Source organism: Bradyrhizobium sp. LA2.1, assembly GCF_040547725.1.
In the GTDB taxonomy this organism is placed as follows: domain Bacteria; phylum Pseudomonadota; class Alphaproteobacteria; order Rhizobiales; family Xanthobacteraceae; genus Bradyrhizobium; species Bradyrhizobium barranii.
This window is the reverse complement of the sequence record NZ_JBEPQI010000004.1, coordinates 353,869-370,118: the sequence shown is the minus strand read 5'-3', so window position 1 is coordinate 370,118 and position 16,250 is coordinate 353,869. Positions and strand designations below refer to the sequence as shown.

Genomic DNA, 16,250 nt, shown 5'->3' with positions numbered 1-16,250 from the left:
CCAGCGTCTAGCGGGGCGACGGGAGGAAAGTTTGGAACTGTCCGGTTCGGTTGCAGCAGAACCTCGGTCGTCGGCCTCGCTTGTGATGGTCAGTGGCATCAACAAGCGCTTCGGCGGCGTGCGAGCGCTGCGTGACGTCAACCTCGAGGTTCGCGCCGGCGAGGTCCATGCGCTACTGGGCGAGAACGGCGCGGGAAAATCTACCCTGATCAAGATTCTCAGTGGTGTTCATGCCCTCGACAGCGGCACGATCGAGATCGCCGGCAGGCCGGTGGAATTCGACAGCCCGGCGAAGTCGCGCGAGGCGGGGATCGCTGTCGTTTATCAGGATCTCAGCCTCGTCGAATCCTTGAGCGTTGCGGACAATCTGTTGCTCGGCCGTGAGCCGCGTGCGCGTTTCGGCTTCGTCCGGCAGCGCGCGCTGATGGCCAGGGCCGAGGCGTTCCTGAACGCGCTCGGCATTCCCCTGGATGCGAGTGCGGCTGTCGGCTCGCTGCCTTTCGCCTATCGCCAGATGACGGAGATCGCCAAGGCGCTGATGGGCGAGGTCCGGCTTCTGATCCTCGACGAGCCGACCTCCTCGCTGACATCGGATGAGGTCCGGATCCTGTTCGATGCGATCGGGAAGGCGACGCGCCGCGGAGTCGGCGTGATCTATGTGACCCATCGGCTCAATGAGGTGTTCGAGATCTCGCAGCGCGTCACGGTGCTGCGCGATGGCGCTAACGCAGGCACGTTTGTCACCGGCGAGACCGACATGAAGCGGCTGGTGAACGCGATCGTCGGAACCGATCGATCGGCACCCACGGGCCCGCGCACCGAACCTGTCGCGAAGCGTGAATTGGATCCGTCGCCGGTTCTGTCGCTGTCCGACGTGTCCAACGACCGGCTTCGCGCCGTCGATCTGTCCGTGCTGAAGGGCGAGATCCACGGCCTCGCCGGATTGATCGGCAGCGGCCGCACGGAGATTTTGGAGACAGTGTTTGGCCTCCGGCCGCTCGAGAGCGGCGCAATCGAGATCGAGGGCCGGCGATGGCTGCCGAGAGGGCCTGCCGATGCGATCGAGCAGGGCATCGCGCTGGTGCCGGAAGACCGGCACGTGCAGGGTCTGGTCCTGGACCATTCGATCGAGCGAAACGTCACTTTGCCGCGAATTCCCCACTTCTCGCGCTGGGGCTGGATGCAGCAACGCGCCGCCGCCAGGCGTGCGGAAACCGCGGTCGCCAGGCTTTCGGTGAAAGCGCCAGGCGCGTTCAGCCTGGTCAGGACGCTCTCCGGCGGCAACCAGCAAAAGGTCGTGTTCGGAAAATGGAATGATCCGCGGCCGCGCGTGCTGCTCCTGGATGAACCGACGGTCGGCGTCGACGTGGGCGCACGCGAGGAAATCTATGCCGTGATCCGGAATGCCGTCCGCGACGGCAGCGGGGTCCTGGTCGTCTCGTCCGATCTCGTCGAATTGATCGAGCTCTGCGACCGCATCTCCGTGATCGTCAACGGGCGTGTAGCTCGTACGCTGTCGCGCGGCGAGATCGATGATGCCGAAGAGCTGCATCATCTCCTCCAGATGTACCAGGCCTCCGGGCCGGGCCACTTGCAAGAGCTTCCCGCATGACCGAACTGACTGCTCCCAACGTGGTCGCCTCGTCGACCCCATCTGATCGCCGCCGCAAGATTCTCCAGAATTTGCTGCGGGGCGAGCGGCCGTACATGCTGTACATCGCCTTCGTGATCCTGCTGGTCGTGTTCAGCCTGTCTTCGCCCTGGTTTCTCTCGGTCGACAATTTCCTGAACATCGGGCGCCAGACCACGCTGGTGTCGATCATCGCAGTCGGCATGACCTTTATTATCATCGCGCGTCAGATCGATCTGTCGGTTGCCTCGACGCTGGCGCTGTCAGGCATGGCGGCTGCTCTCGCGATGAGCCAGATCAACAACAGCTGGATCGTGGGCGCCGTGGCCGGGCTCGGCACCGGCGCGCTGGTCGGGCTGCTCAATGGCATCCTGACCACGCAGCTATCGATCCCGTCGTTCCTGGTGACGCTGGGCTCACTGAGCATGGCGCGGGGACTGGCGATGATGGTGACCAACACCAAGCCGGTGATCATCACCAACGAGACCTATTTCGCGATCTTTGGCGAAGGCACGTTCCTCGGCATACCGGTTCCGATCGTCTGGACTATGGCGGCGATGATTATCGGCATCCTGCTGCTGCACTATAATGTGTTCGGCCGGCGCATCTATGCGGTCGGCGGCAACCCGACCGCGGCGCTCTATTCCGGCATCAACACCAAACGGATCACGACTGCGGCCTTTGTCCTGACCGGCACGCTGGCCGGATTGGCGGCGCTGGTGCTGTCGGCGCGTTCACATGCCGCGCGGCCAGATGTCGTGCAGGGCATGGAGCTCGACGTCATCGCCGCGGTGATCCTCGGCGGCTGCAGCCTGTTCGGCGGGCGCGGCTACATCCTGGGAACACTGTTCGGCAGCTTGATCATCGGCACGCTCAACAACGGCCTTGTTCTGCTCGGCGTGAGCTCGCCGATGCAGCTCGTGATCAAGGGCGCGATCATCGTGGCCGCGGTTGCTTTCACGAAACGCTAGTCGACGTCAGGCGCGGCGCATGAACAACAAGTTCATCGCGCTGCGCGAGTAGGGGCAAGGTCGCTGGCCCTCCGGTGAATCGGCGACCAAAAAATGGAGGAAACAATGAAACCAATCTTGCGACAAACCTTGCCTTTGACTGCGTTGGTGGCCGCTGCCGCCCTCTCGATGATCCCGTCGGCTCGCGCCGAAGTGCCCGCGACCTGCGTCAAGGGTGTCGATCTCGCGAAGCTCGGGCCGAAGTCGATCGTCGGCCAGGGACCCCACGGCGAAAAGGCGGCTTCCCCCGAGGTGCTCGCGCTGTCGGAGGCCGACGCCGCCAAGATCAAGGAGAAGAACTTCAAGGTCGGCATCTCCATGCAGACGGTCAACCTCGACTGGTCGCAGCTCCAGATCCAGGGCATCACCGATACGCTGAAGAAGTACGGCGTGACGGTGACGGGCGTCGCGTCTGCCGAATATCAGGTGGACAAGCAGATCGCTGATATCGAGAACACGATCCAGCAGCATCCGGACGGCATCATTTCGATTCCGGTCGATTTCACCGCGACCGCGCCGACCTACAAGAAGATCGCCAAAGCCGGCATCAAGCTCGTGCTGATGGACAGCATCCCGACTGGTCTGAAGCATCCCGAGGAATATGCGACGATGGTCTCGGCCGATAGCCAGGGCAATGGCCAGATCGCGGCACAGATCCTGGCATCCTGCGTGGCGCAGGGCGGCACCATCGGTCTCGTCAATTTCGGCGTCGACTATTTCAGCACCAACGAGCGCACCAAGGGCGTGCGGGAGTGGATGAAAGCAAACCGGCCCGACATCAAGATGAAGCAGGTTGACTTCACCGATCCGCCGAAGGTCTCGCAGATCGCGGGCGACTTCCTGACAGGCAATCCGACGTCAAGGGACTGTACGCGGTGTGGGATCAACCGGCGCTCGACACGCTGAGCTCGATGCGGGCTCAGGGCATCGATATTCCCATGACGACGGTCGACCTCGGTCTGCAATCGGCGATCGAGATTGCCAAGGGCGGGCCGCTGAAGGCGACCGGCTCGCAGCGTCCCTACGACCAGGGCGTCGCCGAGGCGATGGCGATGATGAACGCGCTGCTGGGTAAGGAAACGCCTGGCTGGATCGGTGTGCAGTCGCTGCCGGTGACGCAGTCGAATGTGCTGGAGTCCTACAAGACCGTATTCAAGAAGGACCCGCCGGCCGAGCTGACGGATGCCTGCAACAAGGCGAAGCCCGCCTGCAACTAGCCTGAAATAGCGATGTGCGATCCACCGAGACCGCGCATCGCTCAGTAAGCCTGATCCGGGCGAACCAGCCCCCGTCCGGATCAGGCCGTGCTGGTGACGTATTCGACGGGAAGGCTGCGGAAGTGCTTGCGCGTGTCTGCCGACACGGAGCCACCGACGATGATCCGCGAGAATGAGCTGACGTCGGAGAAGAACGCCGGCTTGAGGCTGCCGAGCTTGCTGGCGTCGACCACGAGGATGCTCTCCATCGCGGTAGCGATGACGGCCTGCTTGATGGCGACTTCGTGAAAATTCGAGCAGCTGGCGCCGCGGGTCCAGTGCAGGCCGCCGGCCGAGATGAAAGCCTTGTTGACCCCGAGCCGCCGCAGGTAGGACAGGCCGTCATCCGAGGAGAACGACTGCGACGACGGATGGTAGAGCCCGCCCATCAACATCACCTGCGTCGCTGGCCGGTGGGTGACGATCGAGGCGACATTCAGCGAATAGCAGATCACCGAGAGAGGCATGTCCTCGGGCAGGCAATCCGCCAGCGACTGCATCGTGGTGCCGCAGTCGATGAAGATGGTGTCACCTTCCTTGATCGAGGCGGCTGCGGATCGGCAGGCGAGGCGCTTGTCCTGTGTGTGCTGGTCGATTTCCTGTTCGAATGTGTACTTGATCCCGGTCGGCGACGCCGCGTTGACGACGTAGCCGCCGAGCAGGGCGAGCGCCGCCTCGGGCCCGGCAAGGTCGCGCCTGACGGTCATCTCCGACACCTTCAGCAGCTCTGCGGCGTCCTTCAGATGCAGTGCGCCGCTCGTCTCGACGGCGCGTCGCAGCCGTTGCAGCCGTTGGACGCGGGTCTCGCTGGGGCGTGCGGTCGGTGTTTCAGTCATTTTCGTCACCGAGCTTGCTTATCCGGTTGACAATGATCTTACAATGATGTGAGTTTGGCAACGTCAATCTGTTACAATAATAACATTTGGCCCGAAAGGCGTTTCGCTGTCGGCGACGGGAGCAGCAGAAGCGCCGGCGGCCAAGGGATGGGAGGATCGCATGTTGCAATCGGCACATTCAGTCTATCTGCCGTTTCAGCCGATTCGCTAGCATTGCGCGGCGTACCGATGGCGCAGGGCGTCTTGATATCAAATCCATCCGCGGTGCCGGCGCAGCCCCATGCGCGGGATCACAATCATCCGCATCCGATCGCGCGCAACAGCGGCCGCGCGCTCGAGATGGACTGGGTCGATGATATCCGGATCAATCTGTCCGCCGCCGAGCGCCGCGTTGCGAGCCTGCCGGGCCGGCGCACCGTCAAGAAGGACGCGCAGGCGGCGTGGTTGCTCAAGGCGATCACCTGCATCGACCTGACGACACTCAACGGCGACGATACGGCGGAGCGGGTGAAGCGCCTCTGCGCCAAGGCGAGGGCCCCGATACGAAGTGACCTCCTCGAGGCACTCGGTTTTGCCGGGCGCCGGCTGCACACGGGCGCGATCTGCGTCTATCACCGCTTCGTCGCAACCGCGGTCGAAGCGCTCGATGGGTATGACATTCCGGTCGCTGCGGTTTCGACTGGATTTCCGGCAGGCCTCGTGCCTCACGATCTGAAACTCAAGGAGATCGAGGCGTCCGTCAGGGACGGTGCGCAGGAGATCGACATCGTCATCACGCGTGAGCATGTGCTGACCGGAGATTGGCGCGCTCTCTACGCCGAGGTCCGGGATTTCCGCGCAGCCTGCGGCGATGCGCATCTGAAGACGATCCTCGCAACCGGCGACCTCAAAACGCTGCGCAACGTCGCCAAGGCGTCGATGGTCTGCATGATGGCCGGCGCGGATTTCATCAAGACCTCCACTGGCAAGGAAGGCGTCAATGCCACGCTGCCGGTGACGCTGGCGATGCTGCGCATGATCAGGGTCTATGAGGAGCGGACCGGCTTCAAGATCGGCTTCAAGCCGGCCGGCGGAATCTCGACGGCGAAGGATGTGCTCAACTACCAGTTCCTGATGAAGGAGGAGTTGGGGCGCGATTGGCTCGAGCCGGATCTGTTCCGCGTCGGCGCCTCGAGCCTGCTCGCCGACATCGAGCGCCAGCTCGAGCATCACGTCACCGGCCGCTACTCGGCCTTCAACCGTCATCCCGTGGGCTGAGCATGAGTATCGCACATTACTTTGAGACCATGGATTATGGTCCCGCTCCCGAGGCGGACGGCGAGGCGCGCGCCTGGCTGAAGCGGCACGACGCGACGTTTGGGCATTTCATTGCCGGTAAATTGGTCGCGCCGGCTTCGGGCAAGCATCTGGCGACGATCGAGCCAGCCACCGGAAAGACGCTGGCCAAGATCGCGCAAGGCATCGCAGCGGATGTCGAGGCTGCAGTCGGCGCCGCGCGATCGGCGCAGTCGTCATGGGCAAAGCTCGGTGGTCACGGTCGTGCCCGTCATCTCTATGCGCTGGCGCGCATGCTGCAACGTCATGCTCGTCTGTTCGCGGTATTGGAAGCGATCGACAATGGCAAACCGATCAGGGAAACCCGCGATCTCGACGTGCCGCTCGCCGCGCGCCACTTCCTGTATCACGCCGGCTGGGCACAATTGCAGGACCGCGAATTCGCCGACCATGTCCCGGTCGGTGTGATCGGCCAGATCATCCCCTGGAACTTTCCGCTGCTGATGCTGGCCTGGAAGATCGCGCCCGCGCTGGCGACCGGCAACACCGTGGTGCTGAAACCGGCAGAGTTCACGTCACTCACCGCGCTGCTGTTCGCCGAGCTCGCGGCGGAAGCCGGCCTGCCGCCCGGCGTGTTGAATGTGGTGACGGGTGATGGCGCCACCGGCGCGTTGCTGGTCGAAAATCCCGGTGTCGACAAGATCGCCTTCACGGGGTCGACCGAGGTCGGGCGGTTGATCCGTCAGTCGACCGCAGGCAGCGGCAAGTCGCTGACGCTCGAGCTCGGCGGCAAGTCGCCGTTCATCGTGTTCGACGACGCCGACATCGACGGCGCCGTGGAAGGCGTGGTCGATGCGATCTGGTTCAACCAGGGCCAGGTCTGTTGTGCCGGATCGCGGCTTCTGCTGCAGGAAGGGATCGCAGAGACATTCCGCAAGCGCCTCATCCGCCGCATGGAGACGCTGCGCGTGGGTCCGCCGCTCGACAAGGCGATCGACATGGGCGCGGTGGTCGCACCGGTGCAGCTCGAGCGGATCAAGGCGCTGGTCGAAACCGGCGTCAAGGAGGGCGCCGAGAAGTATCAGGCGCCGGGGCCGATCCCCGCTGAGGGATGCTTCTATCCCCCGACCTTGCTTTGGAACGTACATCCGTCATCGACCGTGGCGATCGAGGAGATCTTTGGGCCGGTGCTGGTCGCGATGACGTTCCGCACGCCGGACGAGGCGGTGATGCTCGCCAACAACACGCGCTATGGCCTTGCCGCCAGCGTGTGGAGCGAGACCATCGGGCTGGCGCTCGATATCGCGCCGAAGCTTCAGGCCGGCGTTGTCTGGGTCAATGCGACCAATTTGTTCGATGCCTGCGTCGGCTTCGGCGGCTATCGCGAGTCCGGCTTCGGTCGCGAGGGCGGCCGGGAAGGTCTCTACGAATATCTCAAGCCGAAAGCCTGGAGCGGGCGGAAATCGCGGGCGAAGGTGCCGCCGCCATCCCCGGCGGCTTCTAACGACGGCGCCGGATTTGGCACGCCGTCGATCGACCGGACCGCCAAGCTGTTCGTCGGCGGCAAGCAGATTCGTCCCGACGGAAATTATTCGCGCGCGGTGCTGTCGCCGAAGGGGAAGCACCTCGGCGAAGCCGGCGAGGGCAATCGCAAGGATATCCGTAACGCGGTGGCCGCTGCGCGCTCGGCCGAGGGGTGGGCGCGGGCGACGACGCATAATCGCGCCCAAATCCTCTACTACCTTGCCGAGAATCTGTCCGCGCGAGGCGACGAGTTCGCCCGGCGCATCGGTGATATGACCGGCGTTTCGCCCGCCAAGGCGCGCGCGGAGGTCGAGGCGAGTATCGAACGGCTGTTCAGCTATGGGGCCTGGGCCGACAAATACGAGGGGACGATCCATTCACCGCCGTTGCGCGGCGCGGCGCTTGCCATGCACGAGCCGATCGGCGTGGTCGGGGTGGCCTGTCCGGACGAGGCCCCGTTGCTGGGCTTCATCAGCCTGGTGGCACCGTTGATTGCGATGGGCAACCGCGTCGTCGCCGTCCCAAGCGAGCGGCATCCGCTTGCAGCGACCGATTTTTATCAGGTGCTGGAGACGTCGGATGTGCCGGCAGGCGTCGTCAATATCGTCACCGGCGAGCGCGACGCGCTCGCAAGGGTCCTTGCCGAGCATGACGACGTCGATGCGCTCTGGGTGTTCGGCTCGCAGGAGGCCTCGACTGCTGCGGAGCGGCTGTCGATCGGCAACCTCAAGCGGACGCTGGTCGACCACGGGCTGGCGCTCGATTGGTACGACCGGGTGGCGAGCGAAGGTCCGATCCTGCTCCGCCACGCGGTGCAGGTGAAGAACATCTGGATTCCCTATGGGGACTAAAGACGTCACCTTGCGGTGATACGGGTTGGCATCCGGACCATCAGAGTTCGGGCGATTTTTTGAAGACAAGGGAGGGACGCAACATGCTCAAGGGCATCAATCCACTGCTCAATGCCGACGTGCTTTATGCCTTGCGCGCAATGGGGCACGGGGACCGCCTCGTGGTGTGCGACACCAATTTTCCTGCCGACTCCATTGCGCGCCAGACCGTGTTCGGCGAGCTGCTTCGCATCGACAACGTCAGTACGGCAAAGGCGATCGAAGCCATTCTCTCGGTGCTGCCGCTCGATACGTTCGTCGACGATGCCGCAATCCGCATGGAGATTGTTGGCCAGCCCCAGGAGGTGCCGCCGGTGCAGCGCGAGGTGCAGGCCGCGATCGACCGCGCCGAGGGACGCTCCTGGCCGCTGGTCGGGGTCGAGCGCCATGCCTTCTATGAAAAGGCCAAGACGGCCTACTGCGTGATCGCCACGGGAGAGCGGCGCTTCTACGGCTGCTTCCTGTTTTCCAAGGGCGTCATCGCGCCGGACGGAGAGTGACGACCATGAGCAAGACTGGCGTCGCAGTGCTCGGCATCTTCGTCGTCGATCTGGCCTTCCGGGCCGGCAACATGCCCGCGATCGGTGAAACGATCGCCGGCTCGGGATTTGCCATGGGACCAGGCGGCAAGGGGTCGAACCAGGCCGTGGCCGCTGCGCGCGCAGGCGCAGATGTGACCTTCATCTCCCGGATCGGCCGCGACGCCTTCGGTGATCTTGCCATCAAGACGTGGGAAACCGAGGGCATTCGACCGCGCGTCGCCAGGACTTCGGAGGCGCCGACCGGCGCGGCCTTCATCTATGTCCACGAGACACGCGGCGACAACGCCATCATCGTGGTGAGCGGAGCGGCCGACGGTCTTAGCCCCACCGACGTCGATGCGGCGGCGGATGCGATCCGCACCAGCCGCGTCTTTGTGACCCAGCTCGAGCAACCGGTCGCGGCCGCGCAGCGCGGGCTCGAGATCGCGCGCGCTGCGGGCAGCATCACCGTGTTCAACCCGGCGCCTGCGGTCAAATTCGACGATGGCCTGTTTGCCTTGTGCGACTACGTCGTTCCCAATGAGACCGAGGCGGAAGCGCTGACGGGGATCGCGGTGAGCGATCTTGCCGGCGCCCGCCGCGCCGGGGACGCGTTGCTGGTCAAGGGAGCGGGCACCGCGCTGATCACGCTCGGCGAACGCGGGGCGCTGTTTCACGGGCGAGATCGCTCGCTACACGTGCCCCCGTTCGCCGCCGGCAAGGTGGTCGAAACCGCGGGCGCGGGCGACGCATTCGTCGGAGGCTTCGCTGCAGCGCTTGCGGGCGGCGCCGATCCCCTGGAAGCGGCGCGCTTCGGTTCCGCTACGGCGGGGATTTCCGTGACGCGCGCGGGGACTGCGCCTGCCATGCCGCGGCGCGCTGAGATTGAAGCCCTGTTGAAGGGATGATCTGCTCATGATGCGGAACGATCCGATCAAGCATGTCTTCATCTGGCCGGCGGTGCTCGTCGTGCTGGCGATCTCGATCTTTCCGCTGATCTATTCGTTGACCACGAGCTTCCTCAGCTATCGCCTGGTTCCGCCGATCCCGCCGCGGGTCGTGTGGTTCGGCAATTATGCTACGCTCCTGCAAGAGCCGCGCTTCTGGAATGCGATCTTCACGACGACGCTGATCGCGTTCATTGCCGTCGGGTTGCAATACGTGATCGGGTTTGGCGTTGCGCTCGCGCTGAACGCGCGCGTTCCGGGCGAACGGCTATTTCGCGTGGCCTTGCTGCTGCCCATGCTTCTGGCCCCGGTCGCCGTCGCGCTTGTTGCTCGCATGATCTTCAATCCGACCATGGGGCCGCTCAACCAGTTCCTGTCCATGTTCGGCATGGCGAACCTGCCGTTCCTTACCAACGGTCATTGGGCGCTCGCCTGCATCATCGCTGTTGAGATCTGGCAGTGGACCCCGTTCATCATCCTGATGATGCTGGCTGGCCTGCAAACGCTCCCCGAAGATGTCTACGAGGCGGCCGAGCTCGAGAACGCCAGCGCCTGGCAACAGTTCTGGGGCATCACCTTTCCGATGATGCTGCCGATCTCCGCCGCGGTCGTCTTCATCCGCCTGATCGAGAGCTACAAGATCATGGACACCGTATTCGTGATGACGGGCGGCGGACCGGGTGTGGACACCGAGACCCTGACCTTGTTCGCCTATCAGGAGGGTTTCAAAAAGTTCAATCTCGGCTACACGTCGGCGCTCAGCTTCCTGTTCCTGATCGCCATCACGATCATTGGCGTCACTTATCTGGCGCTGCTGCGGCCGCATCTGGAGAAGCGCCGATGAGCGGGCAGGGCCTTACCGGACTGTCGCGCTGGAGCCGCCGCCTGGTCGCGGCCGGTGTCTTCGCATGGTGCCTGATCACGGCGTTTCCGCTCTATTGGGTGGTCGTGACGGCGTTCAAGACCCCGCCGGGCGTGGTCGGCGGCCCGACCTATATTCCGTTCGTCGATTTCACGCCGACCCTGCAGCCCTTCATTGATCTCTATCAGGGGATCCGTGGCGAGTTCTTCCGGACCTTTTTGAACTCGACAATCGTTGGCTTGTCGGCGGCGGCGATCGCGACTGCCGTCGGCGCAATGGCGGCCTATGCGCTGGTGCGGTTCGAATTCAGGGTGCGCTTCGGCGCCGGCCTGATCTTCTTCCTGCTCGCGCTCGGCGGCTATCTGCTGTTCAACAATTCGCTCGGCTTCACCCGCGCGCAGGCGCTGCTGCTGGCGTTCCCGATCGCGCTTGCCGCTGCAATCCTGTCCAACCGCCTGCCGCTGCCGGGGCCGATCCTCGGCAATGAAGACATCCTGTTCTGGTTCGTCAGCCAGCGCATGTTTCCGCCGATCGTCACGGCCTTCGCGCTGTATCTCCTCTACAGCGAAATCGGCCGGCTCGGCTTCCAGCTCATCGACAGCTATGTCGGCCTGACGCTGTGCTACGTCGCGTTCTCGCTGCCGATCGTGGTCTGGCTGATGCGCGACTTTTTCGAGGCCATTCCGATCGAGGTCGAAGAAGCCGCGATGGTCGACAACGTGCCAAGTTGGCGCATCTTCCTCGGCATCGTGGTGCCAATGTCGATGAACGGACTGCTGGCGACTTTCATGATCACGCTCGCCTTCGTCTGGAACGAGTTCCTGTTCGCGCTGTTCCTGACCAATTCCAGATGGCAGACGCTGCCGATCCTGGTGGCGGGACAGAACAGCCAGCGCGGCGACGAATGGTGGGCGATCTCGGCCGCGGCGCTCGTCGCCATCATTCCGATGATGATCATGGCAGGTCTGCTCAGCCGCATGATGCGGTCGGGCCTGCTGCTCGGAGCGATCAAATAGCAAAAATCTATGTAGGGAGGACTGGACGATGTTGCGACGGACGTTTCTGATGCTGACCACCTCGCTCGCGATGGCTTGCACCGCGAGCCAGGCGAACGCTGCTTGTAGCCCGGATTACTCCGGCGTCACCCTGACTGTGGCGTCGCAGACCGGACCGTATATCGCCTCCGCGCTCAAGCTCGGCGCGGACGAATGGACCAAGAAGACCTGCGGCAAGGTCAATGTGGTCGAGTTCCCCTGGTCGGAGCTCTACCCGAAGATCGTTACATCGCTTACCGGATCGGACGCGACGTTCGATCTGGTCAGCTTTGCGCCGGCCTGGCTGCCCGACTTCGTCACCTATCTCAGCGAGATGCCGAAAGAGATGCAGTCCGGCAAGGATTGGGACGATGTTGAGCCGGCCTACCGTGAGCGCCTGATGGTGTGGGAAGGCAAGATCTATTCGCAATCGATGGACGGCGACGTTCACACCTACACCTATCGCACCGACCTGTTCAGCGATCCCAAGGAGAAGGACGCCTTCAAGGCCAAGTACGGCTACGACCTGGCGCCGCCAAAGACCTGGAAGCAATATCTCGACATAGCGGAGTTCTTTCAGCGCCCCGACAAGGGACTCTGGGGCACGGCGGAGGCCTTCCGTCGCGGTGGCCAGCAGTTCTGGTTCTTCTTCAGCCACGCGGCGGCCTATACCAACAACCCGAACTATCCGGGCGCGATGTTCTTCGACCCCGAAACGATGGATGCCCAGATCAACAATCCGGGCTGGGTGAAGGGATTGGAGGAATATATTCGCGCTTCCAAGCTTGGCCCGCCCAATGCGCTGAACTTTTCGTTCGGCGAGGTCAATGCCGCCGTGGCCGGCGGCCAGGTGGCCGAGTCGATCGGTTGGGGCGACACCGGCGTGATCGCCGCCGACCCCAAGCAATCGAAGATTTCCGGCAAGGTGGGCTCTGCAGTGCTGCCCGGCTCTGACGAGATATGGAACGCCAAAACCAAGAAGTGGGACAAGTTTCCGGCAGTGCTGCCGGCACCCTTCATGGCGTTCGGAGGCTGGCAGATTGCCGTGCCAAAGGTGGGCAAGAACCAGCAGGCGGCCTGGGATTTCGTCAAGACGCTGACAAGCCCCGAAGTCTCCGGCAAGGCCGCGATTACCGGTGGCACGGGTGTCAACCCATACCGCAAGTCGCACACCACGAATCTGGAGTTGTGGAGCAAGATCTTCTCGCCGACGGAAGCCAAGGAATATCTCGGCGCCCAGGCCGACTCCATTAACGGCAAGAACGTTGCGCTCGACATGCGTTTGCCCGGCTATTTCTCCTACACCGAGGTTGTGGAGATTGAGCTTGGCAAGGCGCTGGCCGGCCAGACCACGCCGCAGGCCGCGCTGGACGCGGTCGCGAAGGAATGGAATCGCCTGACCGATGAGTTCGGCCGCGCGAAGCAGCTCGCCGCCTATCGCGCGGCGATGGGCCTCTCACCGAAGAACTAGCTTCCCGCGGAGACTGCCCCGGATGATGCGTGAGCATCATCCGGGTTTTGTTGGCCGTCGATATAGGGGACGGAAAAAGGAATCCATGGCGCACGTCGAGATCGAGAACGTCAGCAAGGCATATGGGCCCTACAAGATCATCGAGGGGCTCAATCTGAGTGTGGCCGACGAGGAGTTTGTCGTGCTTGTCGGACCGTCCGGCTGCGGCAAGACCACGACGTTGCGCATGATAGCGGGACTGGAGACGGTCACCAGCGGAACCATTCGTATCGGTAATCGCGATGTGACGCAGCTGCGCCCAGGCTTGCGTAATTGCGCGATGGTGTTCCAGAATTACGCGCTCTATCCGCATATGACTGTTGGTGAGAATATCGGCTACGGCATGAAGGCGCGGGGCGAGTCGCGCGCCAATATCGCGAAAGCCGTCGAGGACGTGGCGCGGGTTCTCGACCTCGAGCAATACGTGGACCGTCGGCCCAAGCAGCTCTCCGGTGGGCAGCGTCAGCGCGTGGCGATCGGCCGTGCCATCGTGCGCAGCCCGGACGTGTTTCTGTTCGACGAGCCATTGTCAAACCTCGACGCCAAACTCCGCATCGAGATGCGGACCGAGATCAAGGCATTGCATCGCCGTCTCGCCAAGACGATCGTTTATGTCACACACGATCAGGTCGAAGCTATGACCATGGCCGATCGGGTCGTGGTGATGAATCGCGGCCGCATCGAGCAGGCGGCTGATCCGATCACGATCTATGAGAAACCAAGCAATCTCTTCGTCGCGGGCTTCATGGGCGCGCCCAGCATGAATTTCATCCACGGGGAGATTGCCGCTCGCGACGGTGCACTGATCTTCACCGAACCCTCGGGTACGGCGTTGAGATTGCCGAAATCCCGAGAGGCGGCTTATGCAGGGAGCATCGGCAAGCCCGTTGTGCTCGGCGTGCGGCCCGACCACGTGCTGCGGCAAGATGCGCCAGTGGGCTCCTCCGTCCGCATGATGGTGAAAGACGTAGAGCCGCTCGGGCCGCATACTCTCGTGATTGGAACCGTGGGCGCATTTCCATTCACGGCGCAGATGCAGGTCGGTGTTTCCGCGGTGCCGGATCGCCCTATCGATGTCGCCATCGATCTGGAGCGAACGCACCTTTTCGACAAGGTTTCCGGGAAGGCCGTTTCATAGGCGGCGGTCCTCTGGCGGTGCAGGTAGTCCCTAATCTTTACTTCCAGCGTGCGCATGCCTCATCGCGGTCACTTGCGCTGCGGCGAGCTCGCACGTGACGCGGGCGACGTTGCCCCCTTCTTCGCAAACTTTGCTCGTCCGGTATTGGTGTCGAGCAGAGTCTGCGAAAAGAGATTAAGCGATTTCAGATGGTTAAATGCCAATATTCATTACCTCGCGGGTAATGGAAGGGCTGAAATCCGCATGCTAGGTTTTCGAGCATGAACGCACATGCATCCACGGCACAGGCCGAACGCAGCCAGCCCGTCCATATCGGCGACCATTTGCGCGAATGGCGGCAACGCCGCCGCATGAGCCAGCTCGATCTGGCGGGCGAGGCCGAGATTTCCGCGCGGCATTTGAGCTTCGTCGAGACCGGCCGCGCTGCGCCCTCGCGCGACATGGTGCTCAGGCTCGCCGAACGTCTCGAGGTACCCTTGCGCGAACGCAACGTGCTGCTGGTCGCGGCCGGCTATGCGCCGGCGTTTCCGCAGCGCCCGCTGGAGGATCCCGCCTTGAAATCAGCTCGCCAGGCGATCGACCTCGTTCTCAGGGCGCATGAGCCCAATCCGGCGCTGGCCTATGACCGGCACTGGAATCTGGTTTCCGCCAACCGCATGGTGGCGCCGCTGCTCGAAGGCATCCCGCAGCGGCTGCTCGGTCAGCCCTTCAACGTGCTGCGGCTCGCGTTTCACCCTGAAGCGCTGGCGCCGCGCACGGTCAATCTTGCGGAGTGGTGCGGGCACCTGCTGGAGCGGCTGCACCGGCAATGCGAGGCGACGGCCGATCCTGAGCTGATCAAGCTCTATAACGACCTCAAGAGCTACCCCATCCCGGCGCGCTCGGGGCCGCTGTCGAGCGACAATGTCGCGATTCCCTTCAAGCTGCGCCATGGCGGAGAGATACTAAGTTTCTTCTCCACCACCATGGTGTTCGGCACACCTGTGGACATCACGCTGTCGGAGCTGGCGCTGGAGACATTCTTCCCGGCGGACGAGCGCACCGCCGAGCGGCTCAAGCAGATGGCAGCAGCTATGACCTAGCGCCCTTGCCTCGGGGCGGGTTCTGCTTATCTTGGGGCAAACCCGCATCGCCCGAAGGAGGCGCTATGAGCACGTTGAAACCGCTCCAGATCGATGTCGTCTCCGACGTGGTGTGCCCCTGGTGCTATATCGGCAAGCACCGGATCGAGAGCGCGCTGGCGCTCGTTCCCGACGTTCCCGTCAAACTCAATTTCCATCCCTTTTTCCTCAATCCCTGGGTGCCGCGCGAGGGCATCAGCCGCGAGGACTATCTCACCACCAAATTCGGCTCGGTCGAGGCCTATAAGGGCATTGCCGGCCGCGTCGTCGCGGCTGCAAGCGAGGAGGGCCTCGTCTACAAGCCCGAGCTGGTCGCGCGCCAGCCCAACACCACCGACTGTCACCGCCTGATCCTCTGGGCCGAGGCGATAGGCAAGGCGCCCGAGATGAAGCAGCGGCTGATGGAGCTGTATTTCCGCGACGGCGGCGACCTCACTGACGTGAACGTGCTGGTGCAGGCGGCCGCCGACGTCGGCCTCGATGCCGACGACGTGCGCAAGCGCCTCGCCACCGACGAAGACGTCGCGCGCGTGTCGGCCGACGCGCAGGAGGCCGCCGAGAAGGGCATCTCCGGCGTACCGACCTACGTGTTCGCGCAGAAATATGCCGTCTCCGGCGCGCAGGATCCGAACCTGCTCGCCCGCGCCATCCGCGAGGTCTCGGCGGAGATCAACGCGCAGGCGGCGGAGTAGCTTT

General features: G+C 63.4%; 15 protein-coding genes. 14 read left to right on the top strand and 1 reads right to left on the bottom strand.

The annotated features are described in order from the left end of the window. Positions 1 to 31 precede the first annotated feature (31 nt). The 4 genes from ABIB95_RS09750 (at position 32) to ABIB95_RS09735 (ending at position 3,857) form a co-directional block, all read left to right on the top strand. Positions 32 to 1,612 (top strand): sugar ABC transporter ATP-binding protein, encoded by a 1,581-nt coding sequence (locus ABIB95_RS09750; RefSeq protein ID WP_354238949.1) that lies wholly within the window; start codon positions 32 to 34, stop codon positions 1,610 to 1,612. Continuing rightward, entirely contained in the window at positions 1,609 to 2,601 is a 993-nt protein-coding gene (locus ABIB95_RS09745) for an ABC transporter permease (protein ID WP_354238947.1), read from the top strand. The genes ABIB95_RS09750 and ABIB95_RS09745 overlap by 4 nt, the downstream gene beginning before the upstream one ends. 105 nt (positions 2,602 to 2,706) lie before the next feature. Beyond that, a complete protein-coding gene (locus ABIB95_RS09740; protein WP_354238945.1) occupies positions 2,707 to 3,546 on the top strand; it encodes a substrate-binding domain-containing protein in 840 nt (279 codons plus the stop codon). Then, positions 3,516 to 3,857: a type 1 periplasmic-binding domain-containing protein gene (locus tag ABIB95_RS09735; protein WP_354238943.1), complete on the top strand. Its 342-nt coding sequence runs from the start codon at positions 3,516 to 3,518 to the stop codon at positions 3,855 to 3,857. The genes ABIB95_RS09740 and ABIB95_RS09735 overlap by 31 nt, the downstream gene beginning before the upstream one ends. A gap of 80 nt (positions 3,858 to 3,937) precedes the next feature. Here ABIB95_RS09735 and ABIB95_RS09730 read toward each other — a convergent pair whose 3' ends face one another. After that, entirely contained in the window at positions 3,938 to 4,732 is a 795-nt protein-coding gene (locus tag ABIB95_RS09730) for a DeoR/GlpR family DNA-binding transcription regulator (protein ID WP_085404259.1), read from the bottom strand. A gap of 339 nt (positions 4,733 to 5,071) precedes the next feature. On the opposite strand from ABIB95_RS09730, the gene deoC reads away from it, so the two are divergent. The 10 genes from deoC (at position 5,072) to ABIB95_RS09680 (ending at position 16,246) form a co-directional block, all read left to right on the top strand. Further along, positions 5,072 to 5,989: a deoxyribose-phosphate aldolase gene (gene deoC / locus ABIB95_RS09725; protein WP_245344240.1), complete on the top strand. Its 918-nt coding sequence runs from the start codon at positions 5,072 to 5,074 to the stop codon at positions 5,987 to 5,989. Positions 5,990 to 5,991: 2 nt separating this feature from the next. After that, positions 5,992 to 8,382, top strand: coding sequence for an aldehyde dehydrogenase family protein (locus tag ABIB95_RS09720; RefSeq protein WP_354238941.1), 2,391 nt, complete (start codon positions 5,992 to 5,994; stop codon positions 8,380 to 8,382). A gap of 83 nt (positions 8,383 to 8,465) precedes the next feature. Next, positions 8,466 to 8,921 carry an RbsD/FucU family protein gene (locus ABIB95_RS09715; protein WP_014494077.1) on the top strand — a complete coding sequence of 152 codons (456 nt, stop codon included), beginning with the start codon at positions 8,466 to 8,468 and terminating at the stop codon, positions 8,919 to 8,921. 5 nt (positions 8,922 to 8,926) lie between these two features. Beyond that, positions 8,927 to 9,850 (top strand): ribokinase, encoded by a 924-nt coding sequence (rbsK, locus tag ABIB95_RS09710; RefSeq protein ID WP_354238939.1) that lies wholly within the window; start codon positions 8,927 to 8,929, stop codon positions 9,848 to 9,850. A 7-nt stretch (positions 9,851 to 9,857) separates the two neighbouring features. Beyond that, complete coding sequence (locus tag ABIB95_RS09705; RefSeq protein WP_354238937.1) at positions 9,858 to 10,733, top strand: carbohydrate ABC transporter permease; 876 nt, start codon at positions 9,858 to 9,860, stop codon at positions 10,731 to 10,733. After that, on the top strand, positions 10,730 to 11,767 hold the full coding sequence (locus tag ABIB95_RS09700) for a carbohydrate ABC transporter permease (RefSeq protein ID WP_354238935.1): 1,038 nt from the start codon (positions 10,730 to 10,732) through the stop codon (positions 11,765 to 11,767). Before ABIB95_RS09705 ends, ABIB95_RS09700 begins: the two co-directional genes overlap by 4 nt. Before the next feature lie 49 nt (positions 11,768 to 11,816). Beyond that, positions 11,817 to 13,256: an extracellular solute-binding protein gene (locus ABIB95_RS09695; RefSeq protein WP_306326732.1), complete on the top strand. Its 1,440-nt coding sequence runs from the start codon at positions 11,817 to 11,819 to the stop codon at positions 13,254 to 13,256. 85 nt (positions 13,257 to 13,341) lie between these two features. Next, positions 13,342 to 14,433 carry an ABC transporter ATP-binding protein gene (locus ABIB95_RS09690; protein ID WP_354238933.1) on the top strand — a complete coding sequence of 364 codons (1,092 nt, stop codon included), beginning with the start codon at positions 13,342 to 13,344 and terminating at the stop codon, positions 14,431 to 14,433. Between the two features lie 260 nt (positions 14,434 to 14,693). Continuing rightward, on the top strand, positions 14,694 to 15,515 hold the full coding sequence (locus ABIB95_RS09685) for a helix-turn-helix domain-containing protein (RefSeq protein WP_085404264.1): 822 nt from the start codon (positions 14,694 to 14,696) through the stop codon (positions 15,513 to 15,515). 65 nt (positions 15,516 to 15,580) lie between these two features. Next, positions 15,581 to 16,246, top strand: coding sequence for a DsbA family oxidoreductase (locus ABIB95_RS09680; protein ID WP_354238931.1), 666 nt, complete (start codon positions 15,581 to 15,583; stop codon positions 16,244 to 16,246). Positions 16,247 to 16,250: the final 4 nt, after the last annotated feature.

Coding starts and splice junctions, on each gene's coding strand:
- ABIB95_RS09720 (WP_354238941.1), top strand. CDS start 5,992: ATGAGTATCGCACATTACTTTGAGACCATGGATTATGGTCCCGCTCCC.
- ABIB95_RS09695 (WP_306326732.1), top strand. CDS start 11,817: ATGCTGACCACCTCGCTCGCGATGGCTTGCACCGCGAGCCAGGCGAAC.
- rbsK (WP_354238939.1), top strand. CDS start 8,927: ATGAGCAAGACTGGCGTCGCAGTGCTCGGCATCTTCGTCGTCGATCTG.
- ABIB95_RS09700 (WP_354238935.1), top strand. CDS start 10,730: ATGAGCGGGCAGGGCCTTACCGGACTGTCGCGCTGGAGCCGCCGCCTG.
- ABIB95_RS09705 (WP_354238937.1), top strand. CDS start 9,858: ATGATGCGGAACGATCCGATCAAGCATGTCTTCATCTGGCCGGCGGTG.
- ABIB95_RS09715 (WP_014494077.1), top strand. CDS start 8,466: ATGCTCAAGGGCATCAATCCACTGCTCAATGCCGACGTGCTTTATGCC.
- ABIB95_RS09740 (WP_354238945.1), top strand. CDS start 2,707: ATGAAACCAATCTTGCGACAAACCTTGCCTTTGACTGCGTTGGTGGCC.
- ABIB95_RS09745 (WP_354238947.1), top strand. CDS start 1,609: ATGACCGAACTGACTGCTCCCAACGTGGTCGCCTCGTCGACCCCATCT.
- ABIB95_RS09690 (WP_354238933.1), top strand. CDS start 13,342: ATGGCGCACGTCGAGATCGAGAACGTCAGCAAGGCATATGGGCCCTAC.
- ABIB95_RS09685 (WP_085404264.1), top strand. CDS start 14,694: ATGAACGCACATGCATCCACGGCACAGGCCGAACGCAGCCAGCCCGTC.
- ABIB95_RS09730 (WP_085404259.1), bottom strand. CDS start 4,732: ATGACTGAAACACCGACCGCACGCCCCAGCGAGACCCGCGTCCAACGG.
- deoC (WP_245344240.1), top strand. CDS start 5,072: ATGGACTGGGTCGATGATATCCGGATCAATCTGTCCGCCGCCGAGCGC.
- ABIB95_RS09680 (WP_354238931.1), top strand. CDS start 15,581: ATGAGCACGTTGAAACCGCTCCAGATCGATGTCGTCTCCGACGTGGTG.